The sequence below is a fragment of the bacterium genome (assembly GCA_016702305.1).
Taxonomy (GTDB): Bacteria; Electryoneota; RPQS01; order RPQS01; family RPQS01; genus JABWCQ01.
In genome coordinates this window covers 130,063-149,513 of the sequence record JADJEH010000017.1, presented here as the reverse complement: position 1 = coordinate 149,513, position 19,451 = coordinate 130,063, and the positions used below count along the sequence as shown (strand labels likewise).

Here is a 19,451-nt window from a genome sequence, read left to right as displayed (position 1 = left end):
AGCGGGGTCTGCTGTTATTATGCGCCGCGTTCACCGCGGGTTCAACTTGTGCTGTCGGCGACAATCTGCAGTTTGCGGTTGAAAACCTCTTCAAACAGATCGCTCTTGCGTTCGGCGCCCCAGATTGCATAGTCAAGTTTGTGTGACGGCGTGGCTGTTAACCGCATCGTCACATCGCGCGCCTGAGTGTTGACATGAACCGCCGCCACCGATGACGCATGTGCCCGGTCAAGGCCGTCCGCGATGCGCAGTATCCCGGCGAGCTTGGCGACAATCACCTGCTGCGGCTGCGGCAGGCTCATGAACTCCAGATGGTTCTTGCGCGGCGGAGACTTGCGGTGATAGCGCCCGACCAGTGCGATGATCTGCTGCTCGTAATCCGCAAAACCCAGGAGTTGTGAATTGCGGATTAGGTAGTACGAATGCTTATGATGCGAAGCGTGCGACACATAAAGTCCGATGTCGTGCAGCAGCGCGGCGGCTTCAAGCAGCTCGCGCTCGATATCGCCGAGGCCGTGCAGTTCCGGGGTTTGATCGTAGATGGACAGTGCGAGGCGCGTCACATGCTCGGAATGCGTCGGCTCAAAGTGATAGCGGTGCGCCAAGTGCATCACGCTGCGATACCGCTGACCTTCATGCGACAGGAACTGGTCGCGCTGATAGAGTCGCGCGATACTGTCGAACAGCACGCCTTCGCGAATCGAGTACTCGGAAATCGTCAGCGTCTGCAATTCAAGTTCATGGAAAGCCGCTTCCAGCAGCAGTGCTCCGCCCGGCAGAACGTCGGCCCGGCCCTCGTCCACGCCTTTTAACTTCGCCCTGCCCGCGGTCGTTTTCGCGGCCAGCATGCGCTCAATCGCCGTGCCCAATTCAGGACGTGAAAAACTGACGCGATTCAGCCTTCCGGTTGGGGGCAGTCCGCGCTCGGCCAGGATCATCCGCCCCAGGCATTGAATTGTGCCGCTCGATCCGACCGCCCAATCATACGTACAACCCATCAAGCCGCGGCGAATCGGGCTGAGACTGAGTGAACAGTGCTTGCGGCATTCCGCGACGGCCCGCGCGTCGGTCTTACCGTCAGGGAAGAACTCCTGCATCAACCTCACCGCGCCGAGTTTGATACTGTCGTCAAACAGCAGCTCGTCGCCAGTCCCGACGGCGAACTCCGTGCTGCCGCCGCCAATGTCCACCATCAGAATCGTGCGCGAGCCGGGGTCCACCGCCTTGCGCACGGCCAGATACGTGAGCCGCGCCTCTTCAAATCCGCTGGCCACTTCAATCGCGAGGCCAAGCTCTTTGCGCACGCGCCCGACAAACACCTCGCGATTGGTCGCCTCGCGCACGGCACTCGTTGCGACCACACGCAACAAGGCGCCCGCCGCATGGGCGCGCGCCTGAAATTTTCGTAGAGCGGCGATACCGCGAGTCATCGCCTGGTCAGTAAGCTCGCCCAGCGGGCCGATGCCCGCGCCCAGCCGCACCATCTCTTTGTCGCGATCCAGCACTTCAAATCCACCCGTCTCGGGAATCACACGCGCGATCAGCAGATGGATGGAATTCGTGCCGACGTCAACGACGGCGATGCGGTCGGGCGCGCCGGAACTCATGGCTGCAGGACGCGCAGGAAACCTTGTTTGAGCAATCGGTTGACCTGGTTGAATCCGCGTGAAGCCGGTACGACTTCAAAATTGTAATCGCGGGCCATGCTCTCGAACAGCACCATCTTGCGCCGCTGGTACTCAAGGAAACTGTCGTAGAAATCCTCGCCTAACCGCAAGTCCATGCCCGCTTCCCAATAGTCAAGCCCTTCGGCCGAATCTTCGAGCCAGTAGTGTTCGTAGATGCGGTCGCTGTTAATGACGCGCGGGATCAAATTTTCGAGACTGATCTTCAGATAGAACACCGCGTCCGGCTGCAGAGCAAATCCGAGTACCGACTTGATCCACTGCGGATCTGCGCCGCGCACAATTGCGCGCGCCATCAGCGTATAGATGTAGCGGTCCGCGATCACCACGAAGCCGGCGCGTAACGCCGGAATAATTTCGTGTTCGAGACAGTCGGCAAAATCGGCGACGTACAGCAGGCAATACGTATGCGTATTCAGCGTGTGCCCCGCCTTGGCCTGATCAATCGTCTTGCCCACCAGCGCAGAGCGCGTGAGCCCGGTCGTCACCACGGCGTGGCCGTTGATTTCAAGCCACTGCTTGATGTCGGCGATCTGCGACGAGCGGCCCACGCCGTCCGTGCCTTCGACGACGATCAGCTTGCCGGCGAGTTCGCCGGGCTTCAAGTATGGCTGGCCGTTGCCGTGGAAATAGCGCGCCTCAGACATTTGCCGCCCTCCGCTTCTTCACGCGCGTCACCGGCTGCGGATCGAAATGCTCGAGCTTTTCCATGACGAGTCTGCGGAATCGCTCCTGCTGATCCGTGATCGGCAGCGTTGCGTCCATCACGGACAGGCCGTATTCCGGGGCGATTCGGTCGTACTCTTCGAGGATTCGCGTTTGAAACAGCCGGAAGCTCTCGTGCGGATCATCGCTCAGGTTCAAGTCCATGCCCGCTTCGTGAAACTTCAACGCCGTCCGGCCGCTGAGTATCCGGCTGAGCGAGACTTCTATTGGCACGCGGAAATACATGGCAATATCCGGGCGCACTGCGAAGCCGTACATATCGCGTACCCATTCACGATCCACGCCGCGCACCACGTCGCGGCTAAACGCGGTGTAGATATAGCGGTCCGCGCACACGATCATACCTGCCTTCAACGGCGGGATAATAAGGTGGGCGAGCCGGTCCGCGAAATCGACGGCATGCAGCACGCTGAATGTCGTCGGCGTGAGCAGGTTCTTCTTCTTGCCGCGCTTGATCGTCTCGTTCACCAGCGGCGAGGAGTTCCATTCTGTAAAAAACACGCGGCGGCCCATGCCTTCGAGCCACTTATGCAGCAGATTCAACTGCGTGGACTTTCCGGAACCGTCAATTCCTTCGACGATGATCAGCTTTCCCGGATAGGGGTGTTGTTGTTCAAATTGTCGCATTAGGCAAGCTGGCGGAGTTGTTTAGGAGTGAGGAGCCAGAGCAATTTGCCCGTGCCGCGCGCGACTTTGATCGGACACTCGATCGCGCACGCGCCACCCTTCTTAAAGGCAATCGCGTCGGCGGATGCGCCCAGCAGCGTCGCCGCGAGCGCGGACAGATGCGGCTCATGCCCGACAAGCATCATGGTCGAGTTCTCGGAGGCATGCTTGTTGACATGGGTCATCGTCTGCGTCGGCGTCGCGTCCGGTGTCAGGACCGTCCACTCGGTCAACGCATGCCGCGATTGCAGGGCCACCGCCAGGATCTCGGCCGTCTGTCGCGCCCGCAAGAGCGGACTGGACACAATGAGTTCAGGCGGGTCCACGAAGCGCGCCAAACCGCGCGCGCCGCGCTGCATCCGGTCAATGCCTTCTTCTGTCAGGGGGCGTTCGTCGTCGGCGAAGCCCGGAGTGCCATGCTCGACGGCAATGGCGTGGCGAACAAGGTAAATAATCACAGTAGTGCGCTAACAAAATCTTAACAATTCGTCACTTGCACTATGTAATATACGAACTCCGCTCGGAACCTGCAACGAGCATCTACAATTCGAACGAGTCGCCGCGTTGTGGGATAGTAATATCGAGACTCGCGTTGCCATGGAGCAGGCGGTCGCGCAGCGCATGGGCCTGTTCATGTTCGCCGTGGACGAGAAAAACCTTGCGCAAACCTGTCATATTTCCCGCGAACGCGTGCAGCTCTTTGGCGTCCGCATGCGCGGAGAATTCATTGAGCTTGACAATTTCGGCGCGCACGTCGTACCAGTCTCCGAACAACCGTACCTGCGGCTCGCCGTCCACCAGCTTACGGCCCAGCGTGTGCTCGGCCTGGAAGCCGATGATCAGAATAATATTGCGTTCGTCGCTGATACAATGGCGCAGGTGATGCCGAATGCGCCCGCCTTCCATCATCCCTGACGAAGCGATCACGACAAACGGCCCTTCGAGATTGTTTAGCGCCATGGATTCGCGTACCGCCCGCGTGTACCGGATTTTGTCGTCCACCAGCGGCCCGTCGCCCGGTGCCGGAAAATCGCGCTTGGACTGCGTGTCGTATTGATCTTTGTACGACCGGTAGACCGAAGTCATGTTGATTCCCAACGGGCTGTCAATGTAGATTGGTATGTCGGGAATCGCCCCGGCGTTGTGCATCTGATGCAGAACGTAGATCAGCTCTTGCGTGCGTCCCAGCGCGAAGGCCGGGATGACGACTTTGCCGCGGCGCTCCGTCGCGCGCAAGATCGCCTGCCGCAGTTTTTCAAACGCGACTTCGCGCGGCTTATGCTCGCGGTTGCCATAGGTGGATTCCAGCAGCAGGACCGGACACTCTTCATCGGAGTACTCCGGATCAAGCAGCAGCGGCGTGTGAAATCGTCCCAAATCGCCGGAGAACGCTACCCGTTCGGGGCCGGCGTCGCCGTCGAATTCGAGCATGATCCACGCCGAACCGAGAATATGTCCGGCCTGGTAGTACTTCGCGCGCACGCCCGGAATCAAAGTCTGCCATGGCCCGCTGTTTTTCGCGAAGGGTACCTGCTCGAACATCGCCATGGTCGCCTGAATATCGTCGGGAACATACAGTGGCTGATCCGGTCCGGCCAGCGCCAGGTTCTCTTTGCGAAACCACTTGAAGTCGTGTTCCTGAATATTCGCGCTGTCCTTGAGTATGAACTCGGTGATGTCGCGCGTCGCCGATGTGCAGAAGATCGGGCCGTCGTACCCTCGCTTGACGAGTAGCGGCAGCAGACCGCAGTGATCAAGATGCGCGTGCGACAGCAAGACGGCGTCAACGTTTTCGAGTTCGGGCGACATCCCCCAATTGAGTTCCAGCGACTCTTGTCTGCGCCCTTGGAACATGCCGCAGTCCAGCAGCACGCGCCGTCCGCCCGCTTCGATCAGGTGCTTCGAGCCGGTAACTCCTCCGGCCGCGCCATGAAAAGTAATCCGCATAGTTCGTTCCTGCCCGTCGTGAAGTGATGGCCAATTCACTCAAGATACCGACAAAAAACACGCCCGTCAAGCGACGGGCGTGCTCATGTCCGGCAGGGCGGCCCGGCTGCACCGCTGAGGCAGGGGAGGCTCCGCAGCCGGTGCGAACCGGCACCGCCGCCGCGCAGAGTCGTTTAGTCCTGGTCCGAATCCACCACCGGCAGGGCGGCCAGTGTGCCGTTCCCCGCCAGACCAACGGCGAAGATCGTGTAATTCGTCGAGCTGTTCAAGACAACCGCCGGAACAGACAGCGCGACCTGCCCGGTGCTGGTCACGACAACTTCGAGGTCATAGCTTGCCGGACCTACGCCAATGTATTCAGCGAACGCGCGGAATGGTACATTTTCAAACAATGTCGGCCCGCCGTTGGCTACGCGAATGTTGACATTAGGCGCGTCCGGAGACGTATGCACGAAACGCACATGCGCATCACCGTTGGGGTTGCCGTTGCGGTCGTCGTTCAGCACGATGGGGGAGAGGTCATTGGCGCCGACCAAACCCGTAGCCGCAACTGTATAAGCCGCACCCGGCAGCCACGTCAGCGTTTCACTAATCACTGGGTTGGTGGTGCTGCCCGCCACGAACACCTGCACGGACTGCGACTTGGCCGGAACGGTCAGGTAACCGCTGATCGCCGTGAACGGGACATTTTCGAGGGCCCGCGTGCCGTCTACATATACGTCAACATTCGGTGCGTCAGGTGACAGATGTGCCACGCGCAGCTCCGCCGTCGCGGGCGTGAGATTCAACGACGTGCTGCCGTTGCCCGGCGCGTCCACGGCGACCGTTGCGGTCAGCGTGCCGTCGCCCAGTTGACCCGTGGCGAAGATCGAGTAGTTGGTGGAACCGCTGAGTGCAACGTCGCCAAATGAAAGCACAACACTATTCGTGCCCGCCACCCGCACTTGCAGATCATATTCGTTCGCAGTCACGCTGATGAACGCCGCGGCTTCGTTGAACTCAACGTTTCCGAACAGCACAGTGCCGTCAGTCAACGTAATGTCCACCGCAGGTGCATCAGGCGCGGTGTGAATGAATCGGATCTTGCTGTCGCCCGTCGTGCCGCGATCATCCGCAAGCACAATCGGTCCGAGCGTGCCATTACCGGCCAAGCCTGTCGCAGCGATTGTGTAGGCTTGTTCGGCGGCGAACGTCAGCGTCGCGCTGATGACTGGATTCGTCGTTGTATTGGTAACAAAGACCTCGATATCAGTCGGGCGCTCAGCCAGCACGTTCAGATAGCTGCTGAAGCCGCGGAACGGAACATTGGTCAAAACCGTCTGACCGTTAACGTGCACATCCACGTTCGGCGCGTCAGGCGAGAGGTGCGCGACGCGGATCGCGGCATACTCCGGTGAACTCGTTTCCAGAGCCACGACTTCGCCACCTTGTTCAATGTCATCCACCACCGCAATCGCCGACAGCGGAGTGCTTTCGCTGCCGAGCAATCCAGTGGCAAACACGGTATAGTTCACGCCGTTGGCCAACGGCACGTTGTCAATTAGCAGCGCCAGGTCGAGTGTATTGGCCACGGTCACATCGAAATCGTACGTGCCGGCCGGCACTTCAATCAGGTTCGCAGCATTTCCGAAGGACGTATTGCCGAACAGTATGCCACCTTCGCGGAGACGAACATCCACCGCCGGAGAATTTGGCGAGCCATGAATGAAGCGCACCTTGGCTTGCGCGCCTTCGATCAGGTCATCAGTGTAGACATTCGCAGTCAGCGTTCCATCACCAACAAGGCCCATTGCCACGACGGAGTAATTGAGGTCCGCGGCCACGGTGACGTTGGCGTTGATGACGTCGGTGGTGCTATTCGCAGGCGTAACGCGGATGTTACGCGTACCCGATTCCACGGCGAGATAGTCACTGAAAGCGCGGAACGGCACATCTTGAAGTACAAGCGCGTTGTCCACATAAACATCCACGGCCGGAGCATCCGGCGACAAATGGCCAACGCGGAGGCGCGAGAAGTCCACGTTCACGGGCACGAGATTCACCGAAAGATTGCCCGCGCCGGGTGCGTCAACCAGTGCGTACGCAGACAGCGTATTCGGATTGCTTCCGGGATTCGCCAAACCCTTGGCAAAGATTGTGTAATTGCGGCCACCATCGAGCGTGATGCCCGCGAAGCGTACGACCAGATCATCTGTTCCGGCGACACGCACTTCCAATGGTACACTGCCCGGCGCAATGGTCAGATAGTTGCCCGCCGAGCGAAACGGTACGTTGGCGAAGAGAGGGCTGGCCCCCCCAACTGCCCAAATGTCTACATTGGGTGCATCCGGTGAAGCGTGGGCGAACCGCACCTTCGCCTGACCACTGGCCGGAGTGCGGTCATCGGTCAGAATCCACGCATCAATTGCAGGCGTTCCCGCGAGCAACCCCGTAGCGGCGACCGTATAAGAAACGTTCGGCATCAGCGTAACCGCCTCGGAAATCACAGCGGGTTGCGTCGTACCCGCGGCGACGACTGTGATCTGGTGCGATCCTTCGGTCAATTCGAGATACGAGCTGACGCCATTATACGCGACGTCTTCCAGCACGATATTCCCGTCCACCCAGACGTCCACTGCGGGAGCGTCCGGCGACAAGTGCGCCACGCGCACATAGCTCGACTGGAGCTGCGGATCATTGTTATCGTTGTCGTCGTCGTTGTCGCATCCGAAGATGAACAACACCGGCAGCATGAGCAAAGCGAGTCTGCGTAGCAGTGCAATGTTGTGAAACATGGATTTCCTCAATCAGAAGTTGATGTGACTGCATGTGCCCCTCCCCTGTAACGATAAGGTGAGATCGCGGACGGGGCTGCGTGAACCATTAGTCTGTGAAACGAAACTACTTCGGCAGAATAACCGCGTCAATCACATGGATAACGCCGTTGCTGCACGGAATGTCGGTGGCGATAACCTTCGCGTTATCCACCATCACGCCGCCGTCTTTGACCGTGATCTTGAAGTTCTGGCCGTTGACTGTGGCAGCCTCTTTGCCGTCCAGTTTAATCGCATCGGCGGCCATGACTTTGCCTGCCACGACATGATAGGTCAGCACTGCGGCGAGCTTCGCTTTGTCGGCAAGCAGTGCATCAAGCGTGGCCTTCGGCACCTTAGCGAACGCTTCATCATTCGGCGCGAACACGGTGAACGGACCGGCTCCTTGCAGCGTTTCCACCAGACCAGCGGCCTGCACGGCCGCGACCAGCGTCTTGAAACTGCCCGCGCCGATGGCCGTGGCCACGATATCCTTGGTCTCAGCGTTCATGGCGGAGCCCTGGCCTTGGTTTGCGGCCAGCGTCACATTGGAATGAGTTGATTTGCTCGAACTGCTGGCGCATTCGCCCGCGAACAAGTTCGTGGCCAACGCGATGATCGCCGTGATGGCGAAGAGGGAAAGTGTGCGTGTCATCTGTGAGCTCTCCTGGGAGTCGAGTGATAAGTGTATCTTAGTTCTTGAAGCGGAAGATCTGGTAGACGGCGGAAATGCCGACCAGAGCATAGACGGTGCGCGCAAGGCCGGTCATGTCACCGAGGAGGGTGGCGACGAGGTCAAAGTTCAGGAGGCCGACCAGTCCCCAGTTCAGGCCACCCACAATGATGAGGACTTTGGTGAGGACATCGAGGGATTTCATACAATCCTTTGCTTTTAGTTGGTTTGCGTCACAATTCACCTTGAAAAAATCAAGTCAGGGTCTTGACATTTTACCGTTTGTGACCTACATTAAAATAACTTTGAATAGAAGTTGATAGTTTCAAGTCGGTACGAACTGAGTTAAATAGGACAATAGATGTCATATTCAGATGTTTCACCCAGTGAAAACGACCGCCCGGAAGCCGTAAATACCCTCACGCCGTACCTCTCGCAGTACGCCCTCGGCGAAAAAATTCGGCGGCTCAGGCTGCGCAAGAGCATGGGACTGGTCGAACTGGGGCGGCACACGGGCCTGTCCGCCGCGATGCTCTCCAAGCTCGAGAACAACCATGTCGTACCGACGCTGCAAACCCTGTCGCGTATCGCGCTGGTCTTCTCGGTCGGCTTGGATCATTTCTTCAACGACCCGACCCGGCATCAGAGTATTGCCATTACGAGGTCCGCCGAACGTATGGACTTTGATGAGAAGCTCGACACCAAGCAGGTGTTATATAGCTTCCAATGCCTGGACTATCCCGCGACCGAGCGCAAGTCGAGCTCGTACCTGGCCACATTTCAGATGTCGGACCAGGAAAGCCCGCCGCAGCATACGCATGAAGGCTACGAGTTCATCTATGTACTAACTGGCACCTTGGGCCTGAAAGTCGAAGGCGAAGAGGTCGAGTTGGCTATGTCTGACACAGCCTATTTCAATGCCAGACTCCCCCACAGCTACCGCCGTATCGGCGCTTCCGAGTGCCAGGCGATCGTGGTGACCGTCCCCTGACACTCGGCGGCCTGCCGTGCCGTCATCTATAAAAACTTGACAAGGGAATAGGGTCCCGCGCGCAACACTGGAGAGACACCATGACCCGCTTACTTGCATTACTGCTTCTCGTGGCCGCGGCTTCAGCACAACCACAGCCGGACACGTTGTGGACGCGGATCAACGCATCCGATTCGATAACCATTCAAGCAATTGACTGCGAAGTCAGTGCATCTGGCGCAGTCTTCGTCACAGGCACAACCTATAATCACGATAATGGGCGAGGAACAGGCTGGGTGCAAAAGCGTTCGAGCACAGGTGACTTGCTTTGGACAAGCTACACGCTGGCCGACGATCAACAGTTCTTCTATTCGGTCCTGCCAACGCCTGACGGTGGCTGCGTCGGCGCAGGATCCAAGTATAGCGAAGGCCTGCCGCAGCGTTCGTTCGCGGCAAAATACTCGGCCAGCGGTGAGCGTGAATGGCTGACGATCTTGAGTCTTCCACCGGGCGTCATCGTGGCCACCTCTTATCCGCTGATTACGGCGGCCCCCGACGGCTTCTATCTGGGATTGAACGGCACAGACTCGTCGTTCTTTCGCGGCTATATCGCCGCCGCCCGTTTCGACATGAATGGCGACACCTTGTGGACCCGCATGCTGGACGTAAGCGGCCGCGATGAACAAATCAGGCACGCCCGCACTGTGAACGGAGAATTGCACCTCGGCGTACAAACCCTCGCGGGCGACCTGCCTGAATCGGCTGTCTTCGCGCGGCTGGATGCCGCAGGCAATCTCATAGATGCTAATGAGTATGAAACACGGTACGCCGCCATCTACGGCTTCGTATCCGACGCGGGCGACGGTGCAGCGTTTCTACTGCGCACCTATGACGCCTCGACCGAACGCATGGCCAACGAGCTGCTGCAAGTCGCGCCGGACGGCACGCTAATCGGCAGCACCGTTCTCCCTTGGCCCGTGTACGCGGACAGCGCGACCTATTACTTTGGCGATCTTTGTCGCACGCCTGCGGGCGGCTATGCCGCGGGCGGTATTCGCGCCGTGCCGGATGGCCAAGTCGGTTTGCGTTTGACACACGTCGTGGCCGGGGTCGGGCCTTCAGGCGACGGAGCCTGGCTCCGCGAGCTGTTGTTGCTCGAAGATCGAAACTCTGACGTTGCCAACACCGCAATTGCGCTTGCTCCCGATTCAAGCTATGTGCTTGCCGCCGATCGCGGCTACACGTTCTTTCCTATCAACAGCATCGTGATCAAGACCGGTCCCGATCGCGGCAACGGCCGCATCGCCGGCGTGGTGCGCAGTGCGCGCGATTTTCAACCCGTGTTCAATGCCACCGTGCGCACACGTGACGGCGCATTTCAAACGACGACGCTCCCGGGCGGCGAGTATGATTTGCGGCTGCCCGAGGGTATGTATGAACTGGTCATTGAAAAAGCTGGATACTGCGCAACATCGGTGACGGACGTTGTGGTCATCGGCGACGAAGATCAACTTCGCGATTTCACGCTCAACGCGCCGACCTTTCTCTGCAACACAACATCCCTCAACCTGCAGTGGGCCGGCGAGACGATTGAGCGCAGTTTCCTCGTGGCCAACGCTAACGGCAACTGCCCGCTTGAGTTTGTTGTCGAGGAAGACGTGCCATGGTTAACGGTGACGCCGCGGTCGGATACACTGGCTCCGGAGCAAACGACGGGAATGCTGTTGACAATTTCGGAACCCTTGCCGCCCGCCGGCGACTATACGGAGCAGGTTCGGTTTGTGCATAACGCCGAGGGTTCGGAGTTCATTTTGACCGTGACGCTGGTGATTCCGTTGGAGCTGGGTGACCTGGCGCACCTTCCGCAGACCACCGTGCTGCATCCAGCCTATCCCAATCCATTCAATCCGGCCACGCAATTGGCATTTGAACTCAAGCATTCCGGGCCAGTATCTTTGCTTATCTACGATGTGCGAGGCCGACTGGTCGCAAGTCTGGTGGACGGCACGCTCGCCGCAGGCAGCTACACGCGCGAATTCCGTCCTAAGGATGCCGCCAGCGGCGTGTATATCGCACTGCTGCGCACCACTGATGTTGTCCGAACGCAAAAGCTGCTGCTGCTCAAATAGCCCTGGTCATTTCCCTTGAAACCGCGACGGCCCGCTCCAATTGAGCGGGCCGTTTGCCGTGTGAGGGTCTTGCGTTTGTGAACCAAACTGCGTAAATTTGGACAAAGAAATCCATATATCCTTGAGGTCGCGCTTCACCGCGTCTCAGTCAACACGACACACAACCCCTTTGCCATGACCCCGCCCGCTGCCTTTACGCACTTGACTCCCACAACTATCGTCGGTGATCTGTTGGAGGCCTTTCCCTTCCTGATCGAAGAGCTGAGTAACTTCAATCCGCACTATCAGGCATTGCGCGATCCGCAAATGCGGCAGATGATGGCGGGCGTTGCCACGCTCGAAATGGCGGCCCTGCGCGGCGGCGTGAACGTAGAGGCCATGATGCAGTTTATCGCGGCGGCAATTCAACGGCATACGGGCCGCATTATTATGGTGGACAATCCCGGCGCGTCCGGTGTGAGTCCTGAGCGCCTCGCCGCCTTCCGGCAAATCATGTTGAAGCTGCACGCTGGCGGCGATCTGCCAACGGCACAGCGCGAGTTTGCGGAGTTGGTCAAGCAATCGCTGCCCGGTGAAATCGCCGAGATGGAACAGCATCTCATCAAGGAGGGCATTCCTGTCAGCGAGATCAAGCACATGTGCGACGTGCATCTGCAAGTCGTGCAACAATCCGTAAAGCAGGAACCGCTCGTCACGCCGGCCGGGCACCCCGTGCATTCCTTCGTCTCCGAAAACAGACTGATCGAACTCACGGTGTCACATCTTCGCGCGATCTTGTCAGCTACCCACAACGCGCCGTCGCCCGCCGCGCACCCCGAGGCCTGGCGCGAATTGGCCACCTATTTGAGCAAACTCGCCGAGATTGACAAGCACTACCTGCGCAAAGAACACCAGCTATTCGCCTATCTGGAACGCTATGGGTTTACCGGTCCGTCCACAGTCATGTGGGCCGTGCATGACGACATCCGCGCGCAACTCAAAGCCGTGCGCGTAGCGGTCGAACAGCACGATACCGATTTCGTTGCCGCGAATCTGCCGCCGCTGCTCAATGCCGTTTCCAGCATGATTCAAAAGGAAGAGACGATCCTCTTGCCGACCGCACTCAAGCTGCTCAGTGAGAAAGATTGGATTGGCATCAAGCTCGCGGAGCACGAAATCGGCTTCATGGAAGCCTTCAGCGTCGGCGACGAGTGGGAACATGCACCCGGTGCCAAACGGGCGGCGTCCGCGGGCGCCCAGCGGACCGGCGTGCTCGACATGAACGTCGGCGCGTTGACGCTCGAACAGGTGAATCTCATCATGACGCATCTCCCTGTCGAGCTGTCGTATGTGGACGAGCACGACGCCGTGCGCTTCTACTCGAATCAACCGCACAAAATCTTCGCGCGCACGCCCGATGCCATCGGCCGCAAAGTGCAAAATTGCCATCCGCCCAAGAGTGTGCATATCGTCAATCAGATCCTAACCGATTTCCGCGCGGGCACACGCAGCGTCGCCGAGTTCTGGATCCCCTTCGGCCCGAAATTCGTGCACATCCGCTATTTTGCCATTCGTGATGCGCAGGACAACTATCGAGGTTCACTCGAAGTTGTGCAGGATGTCTCGGATATTCGCAAGCTCGAAGGTGAACGCCGCCTGCTCGCCGAAGAGTAGCGGCGGACGGTGTTCACCGCCGCACCAGCAATGAGTTAAAAAAATACGGCCCGCTCTAACCAGAGCGGGCCGCTGTCGTTCAGTAACTTGCCGCGGATCAACAACCGCCGGCGACTTTTTTTGCCTTCTTCTCGACCGGCGCGGGCTTGTTGCGCTCCGCTTCAATCATCTTACGAATCATCGGACCGGCTTGCGCGCGGAACTCCTGCACATCCGCCGCATGCCGGCCGGCCGTCGTTGCGGGCGGGTCGTTCTCAAGAATTTCGCGCTTGAATTGGGTCAAGCCGCCGTCAAGCACGGCCAGATTGTCATAACCGATCTTGCGCAGCACATGATAGGCCGTCGCCGCATCCTTATCATCGTTGGCGACGATCACCTTGGTCACGTGCCGCTGCGCGAATAGCTTCTGCCATTCCTTGGCGAACAGATCTCGTGTTCCCACATTCACCGCGCGCGGGAGCGCAAACTGTTTGAACTCATCCGCGCTGCGCACGTCCACAATCTGCATGTTCGTCGCACCGTCCATGATTCGGAACGCCAATTCGTCGCCGGACATGCGCTGTACCTCATGCGTCGCCGCGTACTCCGGTACTGTTACCGCCGCGATGATACGTGACTTGCGATCAGGCAGCGTGATCAACAGCGCACCCATCAGCAGCACCGCCAGTGCCGCCAATGCGTGCGGTTTGGGCCGAAAGGCCCGCGACGGCGCGTTCGGATTCGTGCGTTTCTCAATGATCGCCGTAACAAAGAATGCGACGAGCGCAATGGCGATGAGCACGAAGGCGAACACCCCCGCCGACATGGCGAGCGAGTCGTAGACGCGTTGCGGACCGAGTGCGCTGGAAAAATGAAACCCCTCCCACGATGGAAACATCTCAGCAAACACGAACACGCCGCCAAAAATTCCGCCAATAAAAAACAGTGCGTCAATCTTTCCGATCGCCGCCGCGCAGATACTCGTGCCCGGGCAATAACCGCCGAGGATGAACCCCACACCCATGATCGCGCCGCCCACAACCGCGGGCCATAGCCACAACGGATTGACATAAATCGCTTCGGTGTCGAGCAAGCCGGCATATCCCAGCAGCATAATGCCGATCATCGCCGTAATTGCCGCCGAGAAGAACACGCGCAGGACGGTGAAGTCATAGCCGTAAAACAAACCCGCGAGTCGCCGCGACGACGAGAAGCCTGCCTGCTCAAGCACGAAGCCGAAGCCGATGCCGATCAGCAAAGCGACGACCAGGTTCATTTCACTGGAGATCAGGTCCGGTACAAAAGGTCCCATGGTATTGCTCCTGTCTCCTTAAATCCACAGTCTGCGGAAAAAGTACGCAACCATATATCCCGTGCCAAAAATCGCCATCATCGTGATGAATCCGGCGCTCGATAACACGGCCATGCCGCTCAACGCTGCGCCGCTCGTGCAGCCGCGCGCGAACTGCGCGCCGATGCCGAACAATGCGCCGCCGAGTATCGCGAAGATCCACCGCATGCGCGTTTGAATGCGCGGACCGCCTTCACTGCGAAAGGCGAGACGATCCGAGATGAGTCCCGACAGAAATGCGCCGATCACGACTCCAATGAGTTCAAACACCAGCCACGACTTCAGCGGATGCCCCGCACTCTGTTCTAAATAGGGCCCATAATACGGCGACGCGGCCGCGTGATCGGGTGCGAGGGTTCCCACGATGGCCACGATGCCGTCTTTGATCGCGCCGCTCGCGCCGAGTCCGCGGCCCGTGATGAAAATGCTCAACAGCAGCACCAATCCCAGCAGAAATCCCGCCAGATACGGGTTCATGTATTTCGTTTCAACAGCTTGCATTAAATCGTCTCCTGCTCCGGCGTGTGATCGGCGGACGCGGGCAATTCTTCGTAACCCGTGACCATCGCTTTGAGATTAGCGGTCGGCGAGTGCCCCGTCGTGGACAGATAGATGTGCGCAATAAAGAACGCGACCAGCATGAATGCGCCAAATGTATGCAGCGCGGCCACGGTGCTCAGTCCTTCGATATTCAGGCTGATGATCTCGTGACGCTGCGGATAGCGATAGAACATGTAAATCAAACCCGACAGCACCATGACCGGAATCACCAGCACCTTAAGCCCCGCGTAGACCAGCTTCTGCAGCGGGTTCAGTTTACTCAACACGGTGCGGCGCGTCGGATGCGGTGCTCCGCGAAAGATTCCCGTGACATAGTAGTCCACCTGCGCTCTGACGTTCAAGAGCGAGGGCACATATTGCCGCCATTCACCGGAAGTCAAGTGCCAGAATATCGCGAAGCAAATCAGAATCAGAAAGGCAATCGCCGCTGAACTGTGAATGCTCACTGCCTGCGCGAAGCCGAAGAACTCCAGCGATCCGTGAATTTCAAATCCGGTCACGCCCAGGAGAATAATCAACGCGGCTTGCGACCAATGCCAAAACCGCTCAAACGCCGGATAGACATATTCGCGTTTCATGGCCGCTCCTTTCCGCGCCGCGCCACGATCAGGCGCGCCAGCGCATGCGTCAACACTCCACCAAGCGTCAGCACCAGCACGCCGACTCCCACGCGGTCAAGCCACACGCTGCGGTCACGACCCGGCATATAGAAGTCGGTCAAACCGGCCAATCTGCTGTTCTCACGGGTGTGGCATTCGATGCAGCGCACGGACTTACTCGCCGGCGCCACCATATGATTGACTGGCCAATGCATCTTCGTCGCGGCAAATCCGTACTCGCCGCTGAACGGCAAACCCAGCCGGTTCATGCCCGCCGCCGCCGCCCGCGACCAATCAAACTCGCGCCAGTAGCCGCTGTCGCCCGGCGCATTGGACACGGTCTTCGGTTGAATCAGATAGTTGTTCTTCGCATCATAAATCTGCTTCGCGCGATGTATTTTCACCGGAACGATCTTGGCGTCGGGATCATCGTAGGACCCATGCAGTTCGTTGATCAACAGCGTATCCACCGGATCAAAAGTGTCGCCCAGCAGATAGTGCGATGCGCGTCCGTTGTGCCACGCATATTCGGGCCGGATGTTCTTTCCCCACACGAACGAACCTTTCGTGCTCATGTACGTTTCCACGCCGAGCGAATCGTCGTGAATCTTGAACGGTTCGCCCTCGCGCAGCCGCCCGGCCGTGGACCAGTCCCATTCGAGCTTCGTGGGATTCTCCTTGGCGTAAGTCGGAATGTGACACGATTGACACGCGACTTTCAGCGTGTGATTGTTGAGCACGTCGTCAACATGCGGCAGCCCGCCGTGACACGACTCGCACGCCACACGGTCGCGGTTCATCGAAGACACCGAATACGACTTCCCCAGCATCTGATGCTGTTCCGCGGTGTGACAGGCCACGCATTGCATGTTCAGCCCCTCCACCGCCATGTGCACGTCCAACTCCCGCGACGGCTCAAACAACGCCTGTTCAAGATCGCCGTGCTTGACGTTGTTGCCGCCGCCCCCGAAGAAGTGGCAAGTGCCGCAATTCGTGCGCGTCGGCTTGCCAACATGCCGCGCAACGTCCGCCAGATTCACCGTCGGATCGGGCATACCCGCCCCGGCCTTCATATACACATTGCTGTTGTCATGGCAGGCGAGGCAATCCACGTTGTACGCGTTTTGAAAATCGAACGACGCGTCACCGTACCCGTAGCCGATGTGACAGCGGTTGCAAAGCTGCTCGTTGCCCGCGATGCCGATGCAAAAATTGTTTACGATGTTCTTCTTACCGACCTTGCGTATGCCTTGCCCTTCGACATACTCCATCCGTTCCCAATTCCAATGCGAGGAAGCCATCACCTCGGTATGCCGCTCGGTGTGACAGCCAATGCAAGCGCGCGTCACGTCTTGCGGCGCGGCGAACGGGCCGTCGAGCACGGCAAATTTGGTGTGATCCACCGAGGATTTGTGTTTGATTGCGTAACGCTCGCGCAGTACTTCCAGCGGCGTGCGTTCCACGGAGCGCGTCGGCAAAATGCTGAGCGTCAGCAGCAGCAGTCCTCCCAACAACGCCAAGGCCACGACGATCCGTCTCATGTCAGGTTGTCTGTTTCGTAAAGTTCGGTTAAACCTGTCTAAACAAGTAGCGCCTGCTTACAAAGATGAAAAGCAGGCGCTACGCGATGTCAGTCCGCGGGTAATTTATTCACGACCCCGCACCGGGGTCGTCGGCCGCAGATGTTATTTCGTGCGTACAAAGTCAATGCGGCGGTTCGTTTGGCGGCCTTCTTCAGTGTCGTTGCTGGCGATCGGCTTGTCCATGCCCAAACCCTTGGTCGTGATGCGCGCGTCGCTGATGCCCTTGGCCACAAGCCACGCCTTCACCGATTCGGCCCGCGACTGCGACAACTTCTGATTGTACGCTTTCTTGCCCTTGTTGTCGGTGTGTCCCTGAATCTCAACTTCCAGATCGGGGTTCAGATGCAGTGTGTTGTACGCCTTCATCAAGATCACTTCCGACTCCGGCTTGATATCCGCCTTCGCCGTTTCAAAGACGATGCCTTCAAGAGTGATCGCCTGGCCGACTTCGGTGACCACGAGCTTCTCGACGTCATCTTCCGCCTTGAGCGGATTGTCACCGCGCGCGACTTCCGTGCCGTCATCCACGCTGCCCTTGTCGGTGTCGCGATCCAGCGGATTGGTCTTGTGCGTGTTGACTTCAGCGCCGTCGCTCAATCCGTCGCCGTCACAGTCCGCCCGCTTCGGATCCGTCTTGGTGGTGTTCAGTTCATCACCGTCCGTCAGCCCGTCACCGTCCGTATCCGGATTCAGCGGGTCGGTCGTGTAGGTTTTCACTTCGTCGCCGTCGGAAAGCCCGTCGCCGTCCGTGTCCGCCTTGAGCGGATCGGTCTTATGCGTCAGCACTTCCGCGCCGTCGGTCAATCCGTCGCCGTCGGTGTCCGGATTCTTCGGATCGGTCTTCAGCGTGTAATACTCTTCGCCGTCCTTCAAACCGTCGCCGTCCGTATCCGGATTCTTCGGATCCGTGCCGAGCTTCTTCTCATCGCGGTCCGTGATGCCATCGCCGTCAGTATCCTTGTTGGGATTTCCGCGGTGAATGCGCAGACCGGCCAGAATATTCATGTACGCGTCGTCCGTGTCATCATAGACCGGATTCACGTCGTCCGAGAAAATCAGATTGTAACCGCCGTGTACATCGAGCGAAAGATACTCGTCGAGATGATACTGGATACCGACGCCCAGCGGCACCACGGGATTCCAACCGTCAACCTTCGCTTCCGCGTCCGCTGAATCCGGCACGTCGGAAACGTCATGGTGCAGCAAGCCGATCCCCGCATACACGAACGGGAACCACTTCTCCTGCTTGAACGGAGCGAAGCGCGCTCGCAGATCAAGCGGCATAATCTCGCCGGAATATTGGTCAGCGCGCAACCGGGCGAAGGCCAATCCCAATTCCACTTGCAGCGGATCTGCCACGGGATATCCAAAGCTATGACGGACATTCAGACCGAATGTCGAACCTTCTGATTCGTTCGTCGGCGTCGCCGCGCCGACACCAAGGTAGCCTTCCAGGCCCAGCTCTTTGAACTGGGCCGATGCCATTAACGGCCAAGCTAATATCCCTAAGACAAACAAATTCATCATTTTACGCATGTGACACCTCAAGAGAGTGAGTTTCCGGGGCAGTTTCGTTGACTAACCGACAAATATATCACTTTAGCCAACGAACTTCAAGTTAAGGCCAGTTAGCGGTCCACAAACCGCACACGTCAGCGCCGTTATGTGCGTCTGTCACACAAAACCCCGCGCCCTTCCGCCACCGCGCTCAGTGCGCCGGTCCGCCGAAGTCGGTCCCCACAGCGTAGACGAAATCAGGTAGTCCGCCGTGCGTTTGTTACACGCTGTCGGAATATCATAGAGCACCGCCAGTCGCAACAGCGCCTTCACGTCGGGATCGTGTGGATGAGTGTCCATCGGGTCCCAGAAAAACACGAGCATATCCACGTTCCCTTCAGCGATCATCGCGCCGATCTGTTGGTCGCCGCCCAGTGGACCGCTCTTGAGCCGATGCACGGGCAATCCCGTCGCAACGTGGACGATGTTGCCCGTATTGCCGGTCGCGAACAGCGTGTGTTCGCTTAACGTGAGCCTGTTGAAGTCGGCCCACTCCGCCATATCCGTCTTCTTAGCGTCATGCGCGATCAATGCGATGTTCATGGACACTCCCCTGAGGAACACAGCCCGCCGGAATTCG

At 58.6% G+C, this 19,451-nt stretch carries 17 protein-coding genes; 3 read left to right on the top strand and 14 right to left on the bottom strand.

Annotated elements, in window-relative coordinates; genetic code table 11:
• Positions 1 to 41 precede the first annotated feature (41 nt).
• The 8 genes from IPH10_11720 to IPH10_11685 form a co-directional block, all read right to left on the bottom strand.
• Entirely contained in the window at positions 42 to 1,607 is a 1,566-nt protein-coding gene (locus IPH10_11720) for a Ppx/GppA family phosphatase (GenBank protein MBK6911574.1), read from the bottom strand.
• A complete protein-coding gene (locus IPH10_11715) occupies positions 1,604 to 2,332 on the bottom strand; it encodes a thymidylate kinase (protein ID MBK6911573.1) in 729 nt (242 codons plus the stop codon). The genes IPH10_11720 and IPH10_11715 overlap by 4 nt, the downstream gene beginning before the upstream one ends.
• Positions 2,325 to 3,038 (bottom strand): thymidylate kinase, encoded by a 714-nt coding sequence (locus IPH10_11710; protein MBK6911572.1) that lies wholly within the window; start codon positions 3,036 to 3,038, stop codon positions 2,325 to 2,327. The genes IPH10_11715 and IPH10_11710 overlap by 8 nt, the downstream gene beginning before the upstream one ends.
• Positions 3,038 to 3,535, bottom strand: coding sequence for a phosphohistidine phosphatase SixA (gene sixA, locus IPH10_11705; protein MBK6911571.1), 498 nt, complete (start codon positions 3,533 to 3,535; stop codon positions 3,038 to 3,040). The genes IPH10_11710 and sixA overlap by 1 nt, the downstream gene beginning before the upstream one ends.
• A gap of 82 nt (positions 3,536 to 3,617) precedes the next feature.
• Positions 3,618 to 5,024, bottom strand: a complete 1,407-nt coding sequence (locus IPH10_11700) for an MBL fold metallo-hydrolase (GenBank protein ID MBK6911570.1) — start codon at positions 5,022 to 5,024, stop codon at positions 3,618 to 3,620.
• A gap of 173 nt (positions 5,025 to 5,197) precedes the next feature.
• Complete coding sequence (locus IPH10_11695; protein ID MBK6911569.1) at positions 5,198 to 7,798, bottom strand: DUF4397 domain-containing protein; 2,601 nt, start codon at positions 7,796 to 7,798, stop codon at positions 5,198 to 5,200.
• 106 nt (positions 7,799 to 7,904) lie between these two features.
• On the bottom strand, positions 7,905 to 8,471 hold the full coding sequence (locus IPH10_11690) for a fasciclin domain-containing protein (GenBank protein MBK6911568.1): 567 nt from the start codon (positions 8,469 to 8,471) through the stop codon (positions 7,905 to 7,907).
• Between the two features lie 37 nt (positions 8,472 to 8,508).
• A complete protein-coding gene (locus tag IPH10_11685) occupies positions 8,509 to 8,694 on the bottom strand; it encodes a DUF378 domain-containing protein (protein MBK6911567.1) in 186 nt (61 codons plus the stop codon).
• Positions 8,695 to 8,850: 156 nt separating this feature from the next.
• Between IPH10_11685 and IPH10_11680 the strand changes: the two genes are divergently transcribed.
• From IPH10_11680 to IPH10_11670, 3 genes are all read left to right on the top strand, one after another.
• The gene (locus IPH10_11680; protein ID MBK6911566.1) at positions 8,851 to 9,480 is read left to right on the top strand and encodes a helix-turn-helix transcriptional regulator; all 630 of its coding nucleotides are present in this window, start codon (positions 8,851 to 8,853) and stop codon (positions 9,478 to 9,480) included.
• Positions 9,481 to 9,560: 80 nt separating this feature from the next.
• Complete coding sequence (locus tag IPH10_11675) at positions 9,561 to 11,588, top strand: carboxypeptidase regulatory-like domain-containing protein (GenBank protein MBK6911565.1); 2,028 nt, start codon at positions 9,561 to 9,563, stop codon at positions 11,586 to 11,588.
• A 174-nt stretch (positions 11,589 to 11,762) separates the two neighbouring features.
• Positions 11,763 to 13,241, top strand: coding sequence for a DUF438 domain-containing protein (locus IPH10_11670; protein MBK6911564.1), 1,479 nt, complete (start codon positions 11,763 to 11,765; stop codon positions 13,239 to 13,241).
• 97 nt (positions 13,242 to 13,338) lie between these two features.
• On the opposite strand, the gene IPH10_11665 is transcribed toward IPH10_11670, so the two are convergent.
• The 6 genes from IPH10_11665 to IPH10_11640 all read right to left on the bottom strand — a co-directional run bounded on the left by IPH10_11665 (position 13,339) and on the right by IPH10_11640 (position 19,414).
• On the bottom strand, positions 13,339 to 14,532 hold the full coding sequence (locus tag IPH10_11665) for a YeeE/YedE family protein (protein ID MBK6911563.1): 1,194 nt from the start codon (positions 14,530 to 14,532) through the stop codon (positions 13,339 to 13,341).
• Positions 14,533 to 14,550: 18 nt separating this feature from the next.
• Complete coding sequence (locus IPH10_11660; protein MBK6911562.1) at positions 14,551 to 15,072, bottom strand: YeeE/YedE family protein; 522 nt, start codon at positions 15,070 to 15,072, stop codon at positions 14,551 to 14,553.
• Positions 15,072 to 15,710 carry a cytochrome b/b6 domain-containing protein gene (locus IPH10_11655; GenBank protein ID MBK6911561.1) on the bottom strand — a complete coding sequence of 213 codons (639 nt, stop codon included), beginning with the start codon at positions 15,708 to 15,710 and terminating at the stop codon, positions 15,072 to 15,074. The genes IPH10_11660 and IPH10_11655 overlap by 1 nt, the downstream gene beginning before the upstream one ends.
• Positions 15,707 to 17,272 carry a tetrathionate reductase family octaheme c-type cytochrome gene (locus IPH10_11650; GenBank protein MBK6911560.1) on the bottom strand — a complete coding sequence of 522 codons (1,566 nt, stop codon included), beginning with the start codon at positions 17,270 to 17,272 and terminating at the stop codon, positions 15,707 to 15,709. The genes IPH10_11655 and IPH10_11650 overlap by 4 nt, the downstream gene beginning before the upstream one ends.
• 144 nt (positions 17,273 to 17,416) lie before the next feature.
• On the bottom strand, positions 17,417 to 18,850 hold the full coding sequence (locus IPH10_11645; protein MBK6911559.1) for an OmpA family protein: 1,434 nt from the start codon (positions 18,848 to 18,850) through the stop codon (positions 17,417 to 17,419).
• A 138-nt stretch (positions 18,851 to 18,988) separates the two neighbouring features.
• On the bottom strand, positions 18,989 to 19,414 hold the full coding sequence (locus IPH10_11640; GenBank protein ID MBK6911558.1) for a methylglyoxal synthase: 426 nt from the start codon (positions 19,412 to 19,414) through the stop codon (positions 18,989 to 18,991).
• Positions 19,415 to 19,451 lie beyond the last annotated feature (37 nt).